Here is a 19,577-nt window from a genome sequence, read left to right as displayed (position 1 = left end):
AGACATACAGATCTACTAAGGAGGCCGATATGACAACAGCAGTGGCAGACCGCACACTCAACGCACTGGACCGGTGCGATCGTTGCGGGGCTCAGGCTTATGTCCGCGTTGTGCTTGAGACCTCCGGCGGTGAGCTGCTCTTCTGCGGCCACCATGCCCGTGCAGTCGAGGCGACACTCAGGCCCTTGAGCTCTGGCTGGCACGATGAGACCGGCAGGCTTCACGAGAAGGCTCCCGTAGCCGTCGACTGACCTGCAAGACATCCGGACAGGACCCCCTCCCTTGGGAGGGGGTCCTGTTTTGCGTTAAGAGAAACGCGGGGTCAGTTTCCACCCGAAAATCCTTCGAATTCAGGCGAAAACTGACCCCGCGTTGCGTGGGTCTTGATTTAGTCCAGGTAGTCCCTGAGCACCTGCGACCGTGAGGGGTGGCGGAGCTTGGACATGGTCTTGGACTCTATCTGGCGGATACGCTCGCGCGTGACGCCGTAGACCTTGCCGATTTCGTCTAAGGTCTTCGGCTGGCCATCGGTGAGGCCGAACCGCATGGCCACCACACCGGCTTCGCGTTCCGACAGGGTGTCCAGCACCGAGTGGAGCTGTTCCTGCAGCAGCGTGAAGCTCACGGCGTCGGCGGGGACCACGGCTTCGGAGTCCTCAATGAGGTCACCGAACTCGGAGTCGCCGTCCTCGCCAAGCGGGGTGTGGAGCGAGATGGGCTCGCGGCCGTACTTCTGGACCTCCACCACCTTCTCCGGGGTCATGTCCAGTTCGAGGGCCAACTCTTCAGGCGTGGGTTCGCGGCCGAGGTCCTGAAGCATCTGACGCTGGACGCGKGCCAGCTTGTTGATGACTTCCACCATGTGCACCGGGATGCGGATGGTRCGGGCCTGGTCMGCCATGGCRCGGGTKATRGCCTGRCGGATCCACCAMGTGGCGTAGGTGGAGAACTTGAAGCCCTTGGTGTAGTCGAACTTCTCCACTGCACGGATCAGGCCCAGGTTGCCTTCCTGGATAAGGTCCAGGAAGAGCATGCCGCGGCCGGTGTAGCGCTTGGCCAGCGAAACCACCAGGCGGAGGTTGGCCTCAAGCAGGTGGTTCTTGGCACGCTTGCCGTCATGGATGACAAACTCAAGCTCACGCTTGAACTTGGCGTCCATGGAACCGTCGTCGGCGTTGATCTTCTCTTCGGCAAAGAGCCCGGCTTCGATCCGGAGCGCCAGGTCGACTTCCTGCTCGGCGTTGAGCAGCGCAACCTTACCGATCTGCTTGAGGTAGTCCTTAACGGGGTCGGCCGTGGCGCCTGCGGACATGACCTGCTGGACGGGGGCGTCGTCGTCGTCGGCGTCCGAGTAGACAAAGCCCTTGCCGGTGGCAGCTGATGCGGCTTTGGCGGCGTCAATCTCGGTTTCTTCGCCGGCATCGATCACGACGTCGTCAAGATCCTCGACGTCGTCGTCATCGGAATCCGATGCACCACGTGCGGCTTTTCCTGCTGCCTCGGCAGCAGCCTTGGCACCGGGCTTCGGCCCGCGCTTCTTGGGCTCAGGCTTGCCGTCGACGGCGGTGCCACCGGCAGCATCCTTAACGGCCTTGTTGGCTGCCCGCGTCGCTGCTCGCTTGGCGTTCGTTGCAGCCTGCTTCTCCTCAGGGGACAAGACGTCCTGGGTGGCGGGWTCCTTCTYSGCGGAAGACGGGGTCACAGAAAACCTTTCTAGCGGCGGTCTGTGGAATCACCATRSGGGCAACACCACTATGACCCTGTCAAGTCCGTGATCAACATCAGGTGCAAACCACGGCCGGCAGAGCCTACAAGTAGAACTGCCGGGGCGGCTGTAATGTTCCCGTCAGGGCCCATCACATGCACTTGATACACGGACCCAACCGGGTCTCGGCATCCATTGTCTCACGGTTTTCCCGTATAAGGCTCAGATGCGGCTGAACCTAAGCTGCATCCGGTTCGAATCGACGCCAGGCAGCCTCCTTCCGGGCAGCCCAGCCGCACAGGGTTCCGCGACGCACGAGTTCCAACATGAGCTCAGCAAGCCGGTAGCCCGGTTCTTCGTCAAGAGCCCGGCTGAGGAAGGCGGCAGCGTAAGATCCCCTTCCCCGGCACCACGCAATCCAGCCGCGGCCGGTCAGGGCAGCAGCGCCCGGCTGTCCGCCGCAGGCCGAAAGCTGTTCCAGTGCCGCATCCAGGTTGTTCAAGCTGCCCCAGGCCGGAACTTCAGGCTCCAGGCCCAGCAGGACCTCGCCGTAACCTGGCACACCGAACCCACCATCGGAGGCGCTTCCGGAGGCGCCCCTGCCCAAACCCACCGGACCAACCGGACCAACCGGCGCCAGGCTGCAGTCGTCGTCGAAGATGCCAAACGCTTCGGCGCCAGCGAGGGCCGCCGGCGTGCCCGCCGCGGCCATGACAAAGACCGCATCACGCCAGGCGGGAACGCGCAGCGAGGCCCGCAGGAATGCGACGTCGTCCGCCGGCAAGTGCTGAACTGCGCTGGTCAGGACGGAGCCCCACTGGGCCAGAAGGCTGCTGAATTGTTCCCTGCTCCCCCGACGCCGGTCCAGTTGCGCCGCCCAGGCGTCCTCCGAAGCCAGGACTGCGGCTCGCTCCTCAGCGGAGACCGCAGCCGTTGGAAGGGCGCCATCTTCAGGCGCGGGCCCCACGCTGCTGCCGCGATAGACCATTTCAGCGTTCAGCATGCTGTCCTTGATCACCTGCACCGGCATGCCCGGCAAGGGGCAGCACACCGGGTCGGTGCAGTTGGCGCTCCGCCAGTAGTCATCTCCTACGTACCACGAGTCGCGTACGGTCATGCCTGCGGCGTCGAGGCTACTCTCCAGGGCGTCGAGGAGACCCCGGTAAATCCCCGGCGGTTCCATCCAGCCGTTGTTGGTGAAGATGGCCAGCAACGCGCCGTCGGCATTGCGGTCGGCCGAGAGATAGTCGCGTACGGTCCGGGCATAGTCCCGCGGGTCTGCAAGCGTTTCCGGGCGGGGGAGGTCAAGCCGCAGGGTCGCTCCAAGCCGTTTGCCCTGCATGGTCATGGCCACCAGGCTGTCTGCGGGCCAGTACCCCAGTGAATGTGGAATGAACCCGAGGACGTCTTCAGGGCCTCGGACGGTCAGGTGTTCTGGAGGTTTCATGACTCCAGCTTTGGGCCAGCGCCGGCCGCGTTGAAGTCCCCACCTCCGCTATGTCAACAACTGCCGCGGACCGGCAGATGTGGAGGAGAAGTGCCGGTCCTATTCAGTGTTGCCGTGTCGGCGGCGCTGTGCGAGGCTGGCCCGCCGCTGCTGTGCCATGGCCTGGAGCAGAGGGGTCACCACCACGCCCTGCGCCGCCATCTGGCGCCGCACCTTGCGGCGAGTCTGAAGCATCATGACGGCCCCGAACCCAAGCAGCAGGAAGTGCACGCTCAAAGCAATCCGGAAGGGTTCAAGCCCGTATAGTTCGCCGCCGGAGTAGCCGCTGGCCAGAAGGACGTCCAGTACGAAGCCGATGAGAAATATCGCCACCAAGGCAGCGATGAATCCTCCCACGTTGACGATCCCCGTGGCCGTGCCGATCCGGTGTGCGGGATTGAACGTCCGGGCGAAATCAAAGCCGATCATGGACCCGGGCCCGCCAATCGCCAGCACCACCACCAAGATGGCGAGCAGCCACAGCGGCGACCGGCCCGGCGTGAGCAGGACGGCGGCCCAGGCTGCTGCCGTAGCGCCGGAGATCAGCAGCACCATGGTTGACCTGCGGAGCGGGTGCCTGGCGACAAAGCTGCCGATGAAGGGGCCGGCGGCGAGTCCTGCGGCAACGTAGAGCGTCATCAGCCCCGCCACCGTTCCCGCATCCAATCCTTGCCCCGAGATGAGGAACGGGTAGCCCCAGGTCATCGCGAAGACGGTGCCGCTGAACTGGATGGTGAAGTGGCTCCACATCCCCAGCCGGGTCCCCGGCTGGCGCCACGCACTGGCGAGTGAGACGCCGGTTGCCCGCAGGCCACGCTGGACTTCTGGGGTCACGGTTCCGGGCGGCTGGTCCTGCAGGAGAACCGCCACCAGGACTACGGCCAGTCCGGACATGCCGGCGAGCATCAGGAAGCCAGGGGTCCAGCCGAAGGAATGCAGGACAAAGGCGAACGGCAGCACGCTGAAAAGCTGTCCCAGCTGGCCGGACATGCCCGTCAACTGGGTGACCAGGGGCACCCGCGCGGGGGCGAACCACAGGGGAATCAGGCGGATCACGGAGATGAACGTCATGGCGTCGCCGGCACCCACCAGCACCCGCCCCGCCACACCGCCGGGAATGCTCTCCGCAAAGGCTAGTTGGAACTGGCCCAGACCCATCAGGATGGCTCCGCCGGCGATCATGGCCCGCGAGCCGAACCTGTCCACCAACACGCCCACCGGGATCTGCAGGCCTGCGTAGACAAGCAGTTGCAGCACGGTAAAGAAGGAGATTGCGGAGGCACTGGCATGAAACCGTTCGGTGGCTTCGAGCCCCACCACGCCGAAGGACGTGCGCTGCGAGACCGCCACCAGATAAGCGAAAATACCGATGGTCCAAATCAGCCAGGCACGGGGGGAAGTCACTACCTCATTATGCCCGGGCCCCGGCGCGGACCATGGCAACCCTCTGCCAGGCGGACACGCATGCCCTTCCGGGCCGGTGCAGGGTGCGCCTGAGCCGGGAACCGGACAGGCTAGAGGCCCGGGTTCTCGCGGGCAAGGTACGCCTCGACGGCGGCGCCCAGTTCATCCCCGTTCGGCAGTTCGTCGTTTTCGTCGGCCAGGAGCGACCGCCGGACGGTGCCGTCCGCCTTTTCGTCGTACCGTTCCTCCAGCCGGGAAACCACCTGGCGGACATCATCCGACGCTTCCACCTGCTCACCGATCTGGCGGGCCACTTCCCGGCCTGCTTCGCGCAGCCTGTCGGTGGGGAGCATCAGGGACGTGGCCGCGCCGAGGAATTCCAGCCCGGCAACTGCGGCGGTGGGATATTCCGCTTCGGCGAGGTAATGCGGGACGTGGATCACATAGCCTGCAACATTGCGTCCGGCGTCCACCAACCGCAGTTCCAGGATGTGCCCCACAGCCGCCGGGACGTCCACCGTGGGCTTCCAGACCGAAATGCCCTCGATGAGTTCCGGCCGGTTGCCATGGACGGTGACACCCACCGGSCGGGTGTGCGGCACGGGCATGGGGATCGAGTGGATCCACGTCACGAGGTTCACATCGAGCTTCTCCACAATGCCGACGACCGCGCGTGCGAACCGCTCCCACTGCAGATCGGGCTCAAAGCCGGCAAGCAGGAGGAAGGCGTTACCGAGCCCATCCTTTAACTTGTACAGGGCCAGCTTCGGCGCCTGGTAGTCCTGCACATGGTCTTCCACGAAGGAGATATGGGGCCGTCGCGACCGGTAGTCGATGAGCTGGTCGGCGTCGAASACWGCCACCGTTTCAGCGTCGAGGGTGTCCAGCAACTCCGCGTTGATTTGCTTCACCACGTGGCCGGCATCGGCAAATCCGGTGAAACCCATCATCAGGTTCAGCCCGCGAAGCGCCGGGCTGTGGAACAGCTCGATGTTGCTCGCGTAGAGCGCATCGGGGTCCAGCAGTGAGCCGGAAATCCGTTCAAGCACAGCGTCTTCCTTTCAAGGATTCGGGTGGGTAAGTTGTACAACGCTGCCGGGCCTCCCGGCATTCCGCTGGCCGGTGTGGCGCAAGTCTCAGAAGATTCCGCTCCCGCGGCCGGCAGCGGCTACGATCGACAAGTGGCCTGCCGGACGGGCTTAGCCGGCACCCCGGCCACGTCGCGACCGGACGGCCGAAGGATTTCCATTGCCAGCGCCGAACATCCATTCCTGCGCGAACAGCCTTTTCGAGAATTGAGGACTTTACCCCGTGGTCAAGAATACTGAAATCAACCTTAGTACCCTCGCCAAGGACCTGAAGAGGGCCACCAGTGACGCCGTTGTGATCGGCGTGGGACAGGGCCCCGACGGCCCTGTCCTGCTCGAGAACCCGCTGACCGCGAAGTCAGCCGAGGCCCTGGCCGATTCCCTTAAGGTCCTGGGGATCACCGGGGCCGCCGATCAGACCGTACGGCTTCCCGGCCTGCCCGAAACCGGCGCCGGCGTGCTGGTCCTGGCAGGCGTGGGCAAGGTTGCCGCCGGCCAGCCGCTGTCCGAAGAGGCGCTCCGGCGCGCTGCCGGTTCCGCCGTCCGCCAGTTGGCCGGCCTGCCCACCGTCGTCCTCGCATTCCCGACGACGGGAGTCGCCGACGTCGCGGCAGTCGCCGAGGGTGCCGCACTGGGCGCTTACGCCTTCACCGAGCACAGGTCCACCAGCGATGGGCTGAAGGACCCGGTCCGCAATGCGGTGATCTACACGGACGTGCCTGCGAGCGACGAACTCAGCGCAGCGCTGAAGCGTGCTGGCCTGATCGGCGAGGCAGTCAACGCCACCCGGTCGCTGGTCAACCAGCCGCCCAGCCACCTCTACCCCGAATCATTCGCCGAAGCCGCGAAGGAACTGGCCAGGGGCCTGCCCATCAAGGTGACGGTCTGGGATGAAAAGCGGCTGGAGAAAGAAGGCTTCGGCGGCATCATGGGCGTGGGCAAGGGCTCCGCGCGCCAGCCGCGCCTGGTGAAAGTCGAGTACTCCCCCGCAAAGGCAACAAAGAAGATCGCCCTCGTCGGGAAGGGAATCACCTTCGACACCGGCGGCATTTCCTTGAAGCCGGCACTCGGCATGGGTGACATGAAGAGCGACATGGCAGGCGCCGCCGTCGTACTTAACACTGTGCTGGCGATTGCCCGCCTTGGCCTGCCCGTTAAAGCGACCGCGTGGCTGTGCATCGCCGAAAACATGCCCGGTGGCGCGGCATCGCGCCCCGCCGACGTCCTCACCATGTTCGGCGGCAAGACCGTTGAGGTGCTGAACACCGACGCTGAAGGCCGCCTGGTCATGGCGGACGGAATCGTCGCCGCCAGCCGCGAATACCCGGACGCGATCATCGATGTCGCAACGCTCACCGGTGCGCAGCTTATTGCACTCGGCAACCGCACGGCGGGGGTCATGGGCTCGGACAGTGTCACCGGACCGCTCAAGGCCGCCGCCGACCGCGCCGGCGAACTGGTCTGGCCCATGCCCCTGCCCGAGGAACTGCGCCCCAGCATCGACTCCCAGGTGGCGGACCTGGCCAACATCGGCGAACGGCACGGCGGCATGATGACCGCCGCGGTCTTCCTGCGCGAGTTTGTGGGCAAGGACAAGGACGGCGAACAGATTCCCTGGGCCCACATTGACATTGCCGGACCGTCCTTTAACAACGGCAGCCCGTACGGCTACACCCACAAGCAGGCCACGGGCTGCACCGTAAGGACCCTGGTGGCCTATGTGGAGGATGTCCTGGCGGCAGCCTGACCACATTCCGGTCTGTGACGCGGCTTTGTGCTCCGGCGTGATCCGTCGGGCATAAAGCCGCGTGACACTCACCACAAGCGCCCCACAAACGCGGCGGCGAGGTGGAGCATGGATAGGTGGTTCGCTAAGGTAAACCACGGTAGTGACAAATGAAAGAGAACCTGCCTGCCGGCACAATCACGGCAGGACAAGTTCCAAGACCAGATGATGCGCAAGCTCGCGTCATCGTTCACGCGAGGGAGCGTCTAAGTGGCCGATCAGGCAACTGCGCAAGAATTCGACATCCTGGTACTCGGTGGCGGAAGCGGCGGCTACGCCACCGCCCTGCGGGCCGTTCAGCTTGGCTTCACCGTTGGTCTCGTTGAAAAAGGMAAGCTCGGYGGTACMTGCCTGCACAACGGCTGTATCCCCACCAAGGCCCTGCTGCACTCSGCYGARCTGGCCGACCACGCMCGCGACTCCGCSAAGTACGGCGTSAAYGTCACSYTGGACAGCATCGACATCACGGCYGTSAACGCYTACAAGGACGGCATCATYGCCGGTAAGTTCAAGGGCCTCCAGGGCCTGATCAAGTCCAAGGGCATCACCGTCATCGAAGGCGAAGGCAAACTGACCGCCCCGGACACCGTCACCGTCAACGGCACGGCCTACAAGGGCAAGAACATTGTGCTCGCCACCGGCTCGTACTCGCGCACGCTGCCGGGCCTGGAAATCGGCGGCAAGGTCATCACCTCCGACGAAGCCCTCACCATGGATTACATCCCGAAGAGCGCCATCATCCTCGGCGGCGGCGTGATCGGCGTCGAGTTCGCCTCCGTGTGGAAGTCCTTCGGCGTCGACGTCACCATTGTCGAGGGCCTGCCCTCGCTGGTCCCGAACGAGGACGCGACGATCGTGAAGAACTTCGAGCGTGCCTTCAAGAAGCGCGGCATCAAGTTCTCCACCGGCGTGTTCTTCCAGGGCGTTGAGCAGAATAACGACGGCGTCAAGGTCACCCTGGTGGACGGCAAGACCTTCGAGGCGGACCTGCTCCTCGTTGCTGTTGGCCGCGGCCCCGTGACAGCCAACCTGGGCTACGAGGAAGCCGGCGTCACCATCGACCGCGGTTTCGTCATCACCAACGAGCGCCTGCACACCGGCGTTGGCAATATCTACGCCGTGGGCGACATCGTCCCCGGCGTCCAGCTGGCCCACCGCGGCTACCAGCAGGGCATCTTCGTGGCCGAGGAAATCGCCGGCTTGAAGCCCGTCGTCGTCGAGGACGTCAACATCCCCAAGGTCACGTACTCCGAGCCGGAAATCGCCACGGTTGGTTACACCGAGAAGGGCGCCAAGGAGAAGTTCGGCGAGGACCAGGTGGAAACCCAGGAGTACAACCTCGCCGGAAACGGCAAGAGCTCCATCCTGGGCACCAGCGGCATCGTGAAGCTGGTCCGCCAGAAGGACGGCCCCGTGGTGGGCGTGCACATGATCGGTGCCCGTATGGGCGAGCAGATCGGTGAAGCGCAGCTGATCGTGAACTGGGAAGCCTACCCGGAGGACGTGGCCGCACTGGTCCACGCCCACCCGACCCAGAACGAGGCCCTGGGCGAGGCCCACCTCGCACTCGCGGGCAAGGCCCTGCACGGCTAAAAGCCCCCGTTTCACCGCAAGACATCAGGGTTTGGTGCACCCGGCTCAAACTGCCGGGTGCACTAAGCTCGAACAAGGCAGCAATCATCCGCACTAAAGATCAATAAGGAGAACGGGGACGACATGTCTGAATCCGTTAACTTGCCCGCCCTCGGTGAGAGTGTCACCGAAGGAACTGTCACCCGCTGGCTCAAGCAGGTAGGTGACCGGGTAGAGGTGGACGAACCGCTGCTTGAGGTTTCCACCGACAAAGTAGACACTGAAATCCCCTCTCCAGTAGCCGGCATTATCGAGGAAATTCTCGTAGCCGAAGATGAGACCGCCGAAGTCGGCGCTCCCCTGGTCCGCATCGGTGACGGTTCCGGCGGCGGGGCGGCCCCCGCCGCTGCACCAGCCGCAGAAGAGGCGCCTGCCGCGCCGGCAGAAGAAGCACCGGCAGCGGAAGCTCCCGCCGCACAAGCTGAGGAAGCTCCTGCCGCAGCGCCCGCTGAAGAGGCTCCGGCCGCTTCCGGCGGCGAAAGCCACGATGTCACCCTGCCTGCCCTGGGCGAAAGCGTCACCGAAGGCACCGTCACCCGCTGGCTGAAGGCCGTGGGCGACTCCGTAGCTGTTGATGAACCGTTGCTCGAGGTGTCCACCGACAAGGTTGACACCGAGATCCCCTCCCCTGTTGCCGGCACGCTCCAGGAAATCCGGGTGAACGAGGACGAGACCGCCGAGGTTGGCGCGGTCCTCGCCGTCATCGGCTCCGGCGCCGCCGCTCCCGCAGCAGCTGCCCCCGCAGCACCCGCAGCACCCAAGGCCGAGCCGGCAGCACCTGCCGCTGCGCCCGCCCCCGCTGCGCCCGCAGCACCCAAGGCCGAAGCGGCTCCGGCTCCCGTGGCTGCCCCGGCCCCCAGTGCAGAGCCCGCCGCAGGCGGCGAGTCCGGCTACGTCACCCCACTGGTCCGCAAGCTGGCCAACCAGCACGGTGTTGACGTCTCCGCACTGTCCGGCACCGGCGTCGGTGGCCGCATCCGCAAGCAGGACGTGCTGGCCGCTGCAGAAGCCAAGGCAGCCCCGGCTGTTGCTCCTGCCGCAGCCGCTGCCAGGCCGGCCGCCGCGCCGGTAGTTGCCTCCAGCCTCCGCGGAACCACTCAGAAGGCTCCGCGCATCCGCCAGGTCATCGCCCGCCGCATGCGTGAGTCGCTGGACCTTTCCGCCCAGCTGACCCAGGTGCATGAGGTCGACATGACCCGCATCGTCAAGCTCCGGACCGCAGGCAAGGATAACTTCCTCGCCACCAACGGCGTGAAGCTGACCTACCTGCCGTTCATCGCCAAGGCCGTGGCCGAGGCCCTGAAGCAGCACCCGAAGCTGAACGCCGAGTACAACGAGGAAACCCAGCAGATCACGTACCACAACGCCGAGCACCTGGCGATTGCGGTAGACACGGAAAAGGGCCTCCTGGTTCCCGTTATCTCCAACGCCGGCGACCTGAACCTGGGCGGCATTGCCGGCAAGATCGCTGATGTCGCCTCCCGCACGCGCCAGGGCAAAATCGGCCCTGACGAACTGTCCGGCGGGACGTTCTCCATCACCAACATCGGCAGCGTCGGGGCGCTCTTCGACACGCCGGTCATCAACCAGCCGAACGTCGCCATCCTGGGCACCGGTGCGATCGTCAAGCGCGCCGTTGTGGTGGCCGATGACAACGGCGACGACTCCATCGCCATCCGCTCCATGATGTACCTGTCACTGACGTACGATCACCGCCTGGTGGACGGCGCTGACGCAGGCCGCTTCCTCCAGACGCTGAAGGCACGCCTTGAAGAAGGCGCCTTCGAGGCCGACCTGGGTCTCTAGAGCCACTACCGGTCTTTAGACCGGGTCCGTACAGGGCACCTTCCCGCAAGGGAGGGTGCCCTGCGGCGTTTACCGACAGTTTGTCGCTAAGCTGAAGCCATGGACATTCTCAAATACTTTCTGGTCTTCCTGCACATCCTGGGCGCCGCCGCTATCGTCGGTGGCTGGTTCGCCACCTTCAGGAAGCCCACCGTCCTGCCGGTGCAGCTGTACGGCGCCATTGCGCAGTTAGTCACCGGACTGGCGCTCGTAGGGATCGCGGGCGCCACCCATGATCCGCTGAACTACGGCAAGATCGCGGTCAAACTGGTGATCGCCGCCATTGTGCTGGTTGCCGCAGTCATCGGGTACCGCAAGGCCACTTCCGGTGCGGGCGTCCCCAAGGGCCTGGCACACGCCGTTGGCGGGATGGCACTTATCAACATCGCAGTCGCCACTCTCTGGAACTGATCGCTCACTGCACAACCCACGACGGCGCCGCTCCCCTTTCCGAGGAGCGGCGCCGTCGGCGTTTGAGTATCTTTCGCGCCCACTATCCTCTGAGAGCGGACAGCCCGTGCAAGCGTGCACAGGAATCCCTAGGATGGGAACCGGCGGGCTGCGGCAACTGCCGGGCCCCGGATGGAATCAATGTTGAGGAGCGACATGGCTACAACACGCAACGCGCACACTGTTTGGACCGGAAGCCTAACGGAGGGCTCCGGCAACACTACGCTCGACAGCTCAGGCCTCGGCACGTTCGACGTCACCTGGAAGGCCCGCACCGAAGCCGCCGAAGGCAAGACCAGCCCTGAGGAACTGATCGCAGCGGCACACTCCGCATGCTTCTCCATGGCGTTCAGCCACGAACTGAGCCAGGCCGGCTTCACCCCGGACGAAGTCAACACCAAGGCCGAGGTAGGTTTCCAGCCGGGCACGGGCATCACTGGCAGCCACCTGACCCTCAACGCCCGCGTCCCCGGCATCTCGGAGGACGATTTCCAGCGCATTGCTGAGTCTGCGAAGAAGGGCTGCCCCGTATCCCAGGCCCTCACAGGCATCGAAATCACCCTGGACGCCACCCTGCAGTCCTGATCCGGCTGGCGGCCTAATACGCCGCTGAACCGCGACAAAAGGCCCTGCCCCCGCCGGATAATCGGTGGGAGCAGGGCCTTTGTAGTGGACGGCGAACGCCGTCAGGCGCGGCGGGCCGGGAGCGGCGCAGGCCGGAGGCGGCGGTAGCCTTCACGCGCCGGTGGCCGGTCGGTAGGCAGTTCCTCGATCATTTCCCTCAGGGCGCCGATGCCATATTCCAGCTGCGGATCCCGCCCCGCCGCATAAGCGTGCGGCGGATAAGTGACTTCGATGTCGGGATCCACGCCGTAGTTTTCCACGGACCACCCCACTCCACCGCCGAACCAGGTGGCGTAGCGCGGCTGGGTGACGCCTGTACCGTCAGCGAGGGCGAACCTGTTATCGATGCCGACCACACCGCCCCAGGTCCGCGTGCCGATCACAGGTCCGATGCCCCGCAGCTTGGACACCTGGGTGATGATGTCGCCGTCGGATCCGGCAAACTCATCGGCGAGGATGATCACCGGACCCCGCGGGGCGTGGTGCGGGTACGTGCGCGGGCGTTCCCCGCGCGGCATGCTCCAGCCGGTGACCTTCCGACCGATCAGCTCGGCCACCAGCTGCGATGTGTGGCCGCCGCGGTTGCGCCGGACGTCCACAATCAGCCCGTCGAGGGCCGTTTCGGTGTCCAGGTCACGGTGCAGCTGGGCCCAGCCGTTGGCCATCATGTCCGGGATGTGGAGGTACCCGTAACGACCGCCCGAGGCCTCCCGGACGGTACGGCGGTTCGCCGCCACCCACTCCTGGTACCGCAGGCGTTCCTCGTCCTTGACCGGGACGACGGCGATGCGCCGCTGCTTCCCTGCCTCAGCTCCGTGGCCGGCGCCGTTCCGCAACGTAAGTTCGACAGCGCGCCCGGCGGCGCCCACCAGTTGCATGGCCGGTGTCACCGTGCCGGACAGCGGCACGCCGTCAATGGCGAGGAGCACGTCCCCGGCAATGGCGGCAGCACCCGGGCGGGTCAGCGGCGAGGTGGCCAACGGATCGGACGACTCTCCCGCAAGGATGCGCGTGATCTCCCAGCCGGCGGGCGTAAAGGCGAGATCGGCGCCCAGCCGTCCCTGACCGGTGCTGCCGTTTTCCGTGACCATTGCGGGCCGGACGTAGGCGTGGGATGTGCCCAGTTCCCCGTGCAGTTCCCAGAGCAGGTCCACCAGGTCGTCATGCGATCCCAGCCTGTCCACCAACGGACGGTAGCGGTTGTGGATCGACTCCCAGTCCTGGCCGGCCATGTCCTCTGCCCAGAAGAAATCGCGCTGTAGGCGCCATGCCTCGTCAAAGGCCTGGCCCCAGACGCTGACCGGGTCCATCATGACCCGGATCCTGCCCAGGTCAACCTTGACCAGCTGCCCGGATTCCTCGTCCGCCTTGGCGGCGGAAGGAACAACACTGACCTGCTTGTCGCTGATCAGCACTACCTTTTGGCCGTCCTGGGAGACCCGGTAGCTGTCCAATGCCTCGACCAGGGTGGCGGGTTTGCGCCGTGCGAGGTCGAAGCGGACCAGGCTGGGGCGGGCGTCCTTGTCTTCCTGGCTGGCCTTGCCGTCGCCCGTGACGCCAGCGAGTGCCCAGTCGAGCCAGAGCAGTGCACCCTCCGTGGCTGTCAGCGCCGTGTAGTTGCCCTGGGGTACGGGGACACCGATGACGCGGTGTGCGAGTCCGTCCGGATCCACCTGGACCGGGCCCGCTGCTTCCTGGTCGGTTTTCGTGTCCGCGCCGGTGGCCGGTGCCAGGTCAACAGCCGGACCAAAGGGCGACGGCGTCGTGGCCGCCAGTGCCACGAGGTAGGGCTTGATGGGGCTGGGAAACGAAAGGTCGAACGAGTGTCCGTCGTAGACCGGGTCAAAGCTGCGGTTCGACAGGAACGCCAGGAACTTGCCGTCCGGCGTGAAGCTCGGCGATAGGTCGCAGAAGCGTCCGTCAGTGACCTCAACAATTCCCTCACCCGGCTCCGCCACACGTGTTAGCCGCAGCCGGCTCCGGGAACCGAACGACGTGACCGGTTCAGACCAGGCCAGCCACTGTGAATCCGGCGACCATGCCAGCTCCGCAATGGTGCCCTCACCGATGCTGGTGACCAGTGACAGCTCCCCTGTAGCCGTGTTGGCCACGTACACATCGCCGAAGGAGGTCCCCACAGCAAGCCAGTTACCGTCCGGGCTTGCTTCCATGGCGCTGGCGCGCGACGGCTTCGGGAAGGCGATGCGGGACCGGCCCCGGGCCGGGGATTCGCTCAGGGCGGTCCCTGTCTGCGCCTCGGCAGCATCGGCGCCGGGGGTATTCCCTCCCGCAGCGGGGCCGCCACCGTGGGAGGTGGCGTCATCGGGAACCACGACGTCGGCAGTCACCGCTCCGGCCGAACCCGCCGCCGGAACGGGGCGGGGAAGCGGCGGGGCCAGTTCCGCCGGTGCGGCTCCATCACGGGCGGTTATCGCAGCGGCAGGAAGCGCAGGTGCGTGCGCTGCCGCGACGGTGCCTTCAAGAGGGGCAACGTCGGCGGCAATTTCCTTGATGTAGATCGCCTCCACACCGTCGTGGTCGGCAACATACGCGAGCCGTCCGCCGTCGAGCGGCCTGGGCAGCCGCGCCCGGACCCCGGGGGTGGCTTCGACGATGCGGGAAGGTCCGTCCTTGTGCAGGGTCCAGTGGACGGTGCCGTGTGCCTCGACGGCGCTGGCGGATCCGCTGGCGTCCGGGACTACCGCTCCCAGGTGCTTGGCGGCCTTGAGCAGGCCCGGGCGCCGCGACTGCGACGCCGAGCCCAAGGTGATGTCCAGCCGTACAGCCTCCGAGGACAGATCATGGAGGACCCAGAGCTCACCAGCGGATTCGAAGACCACCCGTTCGCCGTCGCTGGCGGCATGCCTGACGTAGAAGTCCTCATGGTCTGTGTGCCGGCGCAGGTCCCCGCCGCCGGGAAGCACTGAATACAGGTTGCCAAACCCCTCGTGGTCAGAGAGGAACGCGACCCGCCCCTTGACCCACAGCGGGTCGGTGAGGTTTCCATCCAGCTCGGGAACCAGGCGTTCGAACTCGCCGTTGCCGTCGGCGTCAATCCACAGTTTGCCCGCGGTTCCCCCGCGGTACCGCTTCCACCAAGCGGGCTCGCGGGAGAGCACGCTGGCCAGGACAACGGGCCGTTCGTCTCCGACCTCGGGTCCGAAGGCCACTGACTCCACGGGTCCGAAGGGGAGCTCTTCGGCCCAGCCACCGTCAACGGGCAGGCTGTAGGCGTAGGTGTGCCGGCTTTCGGCTTGGCGGAAGGCGCTGGTCACCACTACATCGCCGGCGGCGGTAAAGCCCTTGACTTTAGTGGTGCCGTGGCCGAAATAAGTCAGCTGACGGTAGCCGCCGCCGTCGACCTCGGCAGAAACCACTTCCGGCGCTGTCCCCTGGATAACAGTCCAGACCAGCCGTTTGCCGTCCGGTGTGAAGCGCGGGTTGCGTGCGGGCAACTGCAGTGACGAAACACGCCACGCCCGGCCGCCGCTGAGCGGCGCGATCCAGACGTCGTCCTCTGCCACAAAGGTGACCAGATCGCCGTGGACGTGCGGAAATCGGAAGTAACTCGAAGAAGTCATCGTTCGATCATAGTCAACCCACGCTGACGTCCCCGGGAGGTCCCACGGTTCCGTCAAGGGTCGGGCCGTGGTGAGATGGGTCATGCACATCGTCATTGCCGGAGCCTCCGGGCTGATCGGGACACATTTGTCCGCAACGCTTCGCGGGGCAGGGCATGCGGTGGTCACCCTCGTCCGCCACCAGCCATCCTCCCCCACTGAAGTCCAGTGGGATCCCGCGGCCCGCCGCCTGGACCCGAAGGCGCTGGCCGGTGTTGACACCGTCATTAACCTCTCCGGCGCCGGAATCGGCGACAGGCCCTTGAGCCGTCACCGGATCACCGAGCTGTTCACATCACGCCTGAGTGCCACGCACACCCTGACCGAAGCCATGGGCAGGCTCGACGCACCGCCCAGGACATTCATTAGCCAATCAGCTTCCGGGTACTACGGCGACTCAGGATCCGCGCAGCTCCAGGAAACTGCCTCACCGGGTTCCGGCATCCTGGCGCGCCTCTGCCTTGAGTGGGAGGCCGCCGCGCAGGAGGCCCCGGCCGCCGTCCGCGTGGTGACAACCCGGACGGGGATTGTGCTCAACCCATCCGGCGGCGCGATGGGGCGCTTGCTGCCGCTGATCCGGCTTGGGGTGGGCGGTCCGCTCGGCAACGGCAAGCAGTACTGGCCCTGGATCACGTTGCCCGACGTTTCAGCGGCGTTCGCTTTCCTGGCCGAAACGGAAATCCGCGGTCCGGTCAACGTGTGCGCCCCAGAACAGGCAGACGTGAACACGCTCATTGCAGCCCTGGCATCGGCGTTCCACCGGCCGGCTATCTTTCGGGTGCCCGCACCCGCCCTGCGCCTGGTGATGGGAAAGCTCGCCGACGAACTTTTGCTGCCCAGCCAACGGATGGAGCCTGCAGTGCTGGAATCAGCCGGATTCCGGTGGCAGCACCCCGTCCTTGCCCAGGCCGCTGCCTGGCTGGCCGGCGGCTAGCGTCAGGAGCCTGGGAGGACATCAGTGATCCGCCACTGCCCCTCCAGGGTGACCAGCACAAGCCGAAGGGCCAGTTCCGTGCCGGCGGCACCGGCGGCCACTACCGCGCCGGAGCTGTCCTGTTCCACATACGACGACGTAGCCGAAGTGACTCCCACTATCGCCTGGCCGGCTGAACTTCCGGGCTGAACCCGGACATCGGAAACTGTGCTGGTGAAGCCCGCGAGGACGTGACCGGATCCCCGGAGCTCGTCCTTGAGGTTTGCATCGGCGGCGGCCGCCGCGGAGCCCGGGGCGTTAACAAGGTCCAGGAGCCCCAGCCGCCCCGAGCTGAAGGCCAATGAACGAACGGCAGCCAGCCCGTAGACTGCCTCGGCCGGGTCAGTTGAACCCAGCTGCGCCGCGACGGCGGCCGGAATCATGGTGTTCTCGGCTCCCTTGGCCGCCTGCCGGGACGAGTCCTGATCGAACCCATTCCGCGCTGCGAGGGCCGAGTCACTGCCGGCTGCCGGCTCTTCGAGGCCGGCCACGCCTGCGAGCGGTTCGCCCGGCCCGAAGGCGCCGGCCGTCCAGATGGCCCCTGCCACCACGGCAACAGCGCCCGCGGCCAGCACAGCGGTCCCCCGCCGGTGCGCCGCCTTCGGTATTTCCCTGCTCCGTCCTCGGGGACCGGAGCGCAGTCGGTCCGAGGGTTCGGCAGCCGGTGGTTCCGCAGCGGAGGCTTGCGGAGGCGTGTCCGGCATCCGGCGCTTGGCCCCCGGATGCCCGGCGTGCTTGCCGCGCGGCGTGGGTTCTTCCCCTCCGGTGGCCACGTGCTGCCTGGCAGGGAGTGCCGCGTTTGCAGTGCAGGTTTGCGGCTCAGGTTCTTCCGCCTCCGCCGGGAAAGGGAGCGCCTGCCGAACTCCGATGAGGCCGGACCAGCGCGACGTCGAGAGCTTTCTATGCCAGGCCCGCAGGCCATCCAGGGCAGCGCTGTGCGGATGCTCCGGAACACGTCGCCGGGTCAGCAGCTGCGGAATAACCGTGGCATGGACAGAGGACGCGAGGTCTATCGGCAAGGGCGCCGCGCTGCGGTAGATCGCCGTCGCCAGCTCGGCGGCGGTGGGCCGCTGGCGCCGGTCTTCATTCAGCCCGGCCTCAAGGGCGGCGGTCAGCTCGGGTGGCACCTCCGGGAGCAGAAGCGATAGCGGCGGGCGGTCCGCACTCCGGCGTGGCGGCTCACCCGTCAGGCAGTACCACCCCAGGGCTGCCACAGAATAAACATCACGCTCTGGCTGCAGGCCGGCCCGGACGGCATCCACCGGCGCCGGGTCCACAAAGCCAGCCGTGCCAACGTCCGCCACTGACGAAGCATCTCCCACCATCCGGGCAACGCCGACGTCGGCAAGCATCGGTTTGCCGTGCCCCGTGAAAAGGACATTTCCGGGCGAGACGTCGCCGTGCGTAAACCCTTTAGCGTGCAGGTAACCCAGCACCTGGGCGATGGGGGTCAGGACCGTGACCGTCTCCCCAACGGGGAGTTTGCGGCGGCTGGCCACCAGGTCTGCCAGGGAGCCGCCGGGAGCGTAGTCCAGCAGCAGGCCAATCCCGGAGCCGCCGGCCTCCGCGGCACCGTCCTCCCCCGGCTGCCGCCCGAAGCAGACGGCGTCGTGGGCCTTGATGAGATGCTGGTGGTCCAGCACCGAGAGGATCCGGATCTCACGGCGGAGGTCTTCCGCCTCGGCGGCGGCGGCGTCCGGTATGGCGCTAACGCCGCCCGTTCCCCCGCCGCCTTCGACGGCCTCCACAGCTTGGATGCCGAGGCATTTCAGCGCAAATTCCCGGCCGCTCCTTTCTTCGGTGACCAGCCACACTGTCGAGCTCCCGCCGCGGCCCAACATGCGTCCCACCTGGAAGCCCGGAATATCCGGAGCAGTGAAATGATCCATGAGTCATGTCTAGCGGAATCCCTGAATGCGCGCAGAAGTTATCCACAGGCATGCGTCGCGGGGCCCACCCGGGCCGCATGAGAGGTACGCCACTTATATCGGACCCTTCAGGGGCCCGGGTCTAAGCTGGATGCCATGACTCTTGAGTTTTCACAGGTGGGTCTCGCCCCGGACTTGGTCGACTACACCCGCGGTTGGGACCTGCAGCGCGAAATCCACGCCAAGGTTGTCGCCGCCAAGGCACCCAGCACGGTCCTCATCCTTGAGCACGCCGCCGTCTACACCGCCGGGAAGCTCACTGAAGAGCATGAGCGCCCGCTGGATGGAACGCCCGTGATCCCTGTGGACCGCGGGGGCAAACTGACCTGGCACGGCCCGGGCCAGCTGATCGCCTACCCCATCCTCAAGCTGAAGAACCGGTCGGGAATCCGCGACTATGTTGAACGGCTCGAGTCCGTCATGATCGCTGTTATGGCCGGCTACGGCATCAACGCCGTCCGTATCAAGGGACGCGCCGGAGTGTGGATCACCGCGGATGACAAAGGCCCGGACCGGAAGATTGCTGCCATCGGCATCCGCGTCCTGGACGGGGTTACCATGCACGGAGTGGCCATTAACTGCAACAATCACCTGGCGCCCTACGAACAGATCATTGCCTGCGGCATCACCGACGCCGGCGTCACCACGATGTCCATCGAAGCCGGCAGAACCATCAATCCGAGTGATATAGCAGATGCGTTTATGGACGAGTTCCGCAAACACGAAGAAGCACTCGTTTCAAACCCCGAAGGAGCGCTCCTGTGACATTGGCACCAGAAGGCCGGAAGTTGCTGCGTGTTGAGCAGCGTAACTCGGCTGTCCCCGTGGAGCGGAAGCCGGAGTGGATCAAGGCCAAGGTCCAGATGGGTCCTGAGTATGTCCAGCTCAAGAACCTGGTGAAGAAGGAAGGCCTGCACACGGTGTGTGAGGAGGCCGGCTGCCCGAACATTTTTGAGTGCTGGGAAGACAAGGAAGCCACGTTCCTGATCGGCGGCTCCGAGTGCACCCGGCGCTGTGATTTTTGCCAGATCGATAC

At 65.8% G+C, this 19,577-nt stretch carries 14 protein-coding genes and 1 pseudogene; 9 read left to right on the top strand and 6 right to left on the bottom strand.

Annotation, left to right across the window (positions count from 1 at the left end; all coding sequences use genetic code 11):
- Positions 1-29 precede the first annotated feature (29 nt).
- Entirely contained in the window at positions 30-251 is a 222-nt protein-coding gene (locus tag AC1DIM_RS09100; protein ID WP_477710164.1) for a DUF7455 domain-containing protein, read from the top strand.
- Positions 252-388: 137 nt separating this feature from the next.
- Here the strand turns inward: AC1DIM_RS09100 and AC1DIM_RS09095 are convergent, their stop codons facing one another.
- From AC1DIM_RS09095 to AC1DIM_RS09080, 4 genes are all read right to left on the bottom strand, one after another.
- A complete protein-coding gene (locus tag AC1DIM_RS09095) occupies positions 389-1,702 on the bottom strand; it encodes an RNA polymerase sigma factor (protein WP_477710163.1) in 1,314 nt (437 codons plus the stop codon).
- 241 nt (positions 1,703-1,943) lie between these two features.
- The gene (locus AC1DIM_RS09090) at positions 1,944-3,152 is read right to left on the bottom strand and encodes a DUF4192 domain-containing protein (RefSeq protein WP_477710162.1); all 1,209 of its coding nucleotides are present in this window, start codon (positions 3,150-3,152) and stop codon (positions 1,944-1,946) included.
- 99 nt (positions 3,153-3,251) lie between these two features.
- Positions 3,252-4,595, bottom strand: a complete 1,344-nt coding sequence (locus tag AC1DIM_RS09085; protein ID WP_477710161.1) for an MFS transporter — start codon at positions 4,593-4,595, stop codon at positions 3,252-3,254.
- Positions 4,596-4,705: 110 nt separating this feature from the next.
- Positions 4,706-5,644, bottom strand: a complete 939-nt coding sequence (locus tag AC1DIM_RS09080; protein WP_477710160.1) for a proteasome assembly chaperone family protein — start codon at positions 5,642-5,644, stop codon at positions 4,706-4,708.
- A gap of 262 nt (positions 5,645-5,906) precedes the next feature.
- Here AC1DIM_RS09080 and AC1DIM_RS09075 point away from each other — a divergent pair, with 262 nt between their 5' ends.
- The 5 genes from AC1DIM_RS09075 (at position 5,907) to AC1DIM_RS09055 (ending at position 11,981) form a co-directional block, all read left to right on the top strand.
- Entirely contained in the window at positions 5,907-7,430 is a 1,524-nt protein-coding gene (locus AC1DIM_RS09075; protein WP_477710159.1) for a leucyl aminopeptidase, read from the top strand.
- Positions 7,431-7,679: 249 nt separating this feature from the next.
- Positions 7,680-9,062 carry a dihydrolipoyl dehydrogenase gene (gene lpdA / locus AC1DIM_RS09070; protein WP_477710158.1) on the top strand — a complete coding sequence of 461 codons (1,383 nt, stop codon included), beginning with the start codon at positions 7,680-7,682 and terminating at the stop codon, positions 9,060-9,062.
- 123 nt (positions 9,063-9,185) lie between these two features.
- Complete coding sequence (gene sucB, locus AC1DIM_RS09065) at positions 9,186-10,907, top strand: 2-oxoglutarate dehydrogenase, E2 component, dihydrolipoamide succinyltransferase (RefSeq protein ID WP_477710157.1); 1,722 nt, start codon at positions 9,186-9,188, stop codon at positions 10,905-10,907.
- 99 nt (positions 10,908-11,006) lie between these two features.
- Positions 11,007-11,357, top strand: a complete 351-nt coding sequence (locus AC1DIM_RS09060) for a hypothetical protein (RefSeq protein WP_477710156.1) — start codon at positions 11,007-11,009, stop codon at positions 11,355-11,357.
- Between the two features lie 195 nt (positions 11,358-11,552).
- Complete coding sequence (locus tag AC1DIM_RS09055; protein WP_477710155.1) at positions 11,553-11,981, top strand: OsmC family protein; 429 nt, start codon at positions 11,553-11,555, stop codon at positions 11,979-11,981.
- A 101-nt stretch (positions 11,982-12,082) separates the two neighbouring features.
- Here AC1DIM_RS09055 and AC1DIM_RS09050 read toward each other — a convergent pair whose 3' ends face one another.
- A complete protein-coding gene (locus tag AC1DIM_RS09050) occupies positions 12,083-15,601 on the bottom strand; it encodes a S41 family peptidase (protein WP_477710154.1) in 3,519 nt (1,172 codons plus the stop codon).
- 82 nt (positions 15,602-15,683) lie between these two features.
- Here AC1DIM_RS09050 and AC1DIM_RS09045 point away from each other — a divergent pair, with 82 nt between their 5' ends.
- Positions 15,684-16,574 carry a TIGR01777 family oxidoreductase gene (locus tag AC1DIM_RS09045; RefSeq protein ID WP_477710243.1) on the top strand — a complete coding sequence of 297 codons (891 nt, stop codon included), beginning with the start codon at positions 15,684-15,686 and terminating at the stop codon, positions 16,572-16,574.
- A gap of 2 nt (positions 16,575-16,576) precedes the next feature.
- Here the strand turns inward: AC1DIM_RS09045 and AC1DIM_RS09040 are convergent, their stop codons facing one another.
- Positions 16,577-18,502, bottom strand: coding sequence for a serine/threonine protein kinase (locus tag AC1DIM_RS09040; protein ID WP_477710153.1), 1,926 nt, complete (start codon positions 18,500-18,502; stop codon positions 16,577-16,579).
- Between the two features lie 135 nt (positions 18,503-18,637).
- Between AC1DIM_RS09040 and lipB the strand changes: the two genes are divergently transcribed.
- Positions 18,638-19,306, top strand: coding sequence for a lipoyl(octanoyl) transferase LipB (lipB, locus tag AC1DIM_RS09035; RefSeq protein WP_477710152.1), 669 nt, complete (start codon positions 18,638-18,640; stop codon positions 19,304-19,306).
- Positions 19,303-19,577 (top strand): annotated as a pseudogene (locus AC1DIM_RS09030) (lipoyl synthase); the annotation flags it as partial. The gene lipB and the pseudogene AC1DIM_RS09030, both read left to right, overlap by 4 nt.

The organism is Pseudarthrobacter sp. 01T43 (genome assembly GCF_056398665.1).
The sequence above is the reverse complement of the archived record's forward strand: the minus strand, read 5'-3'. Positions and strand labels throughout refer to the sequence as shown.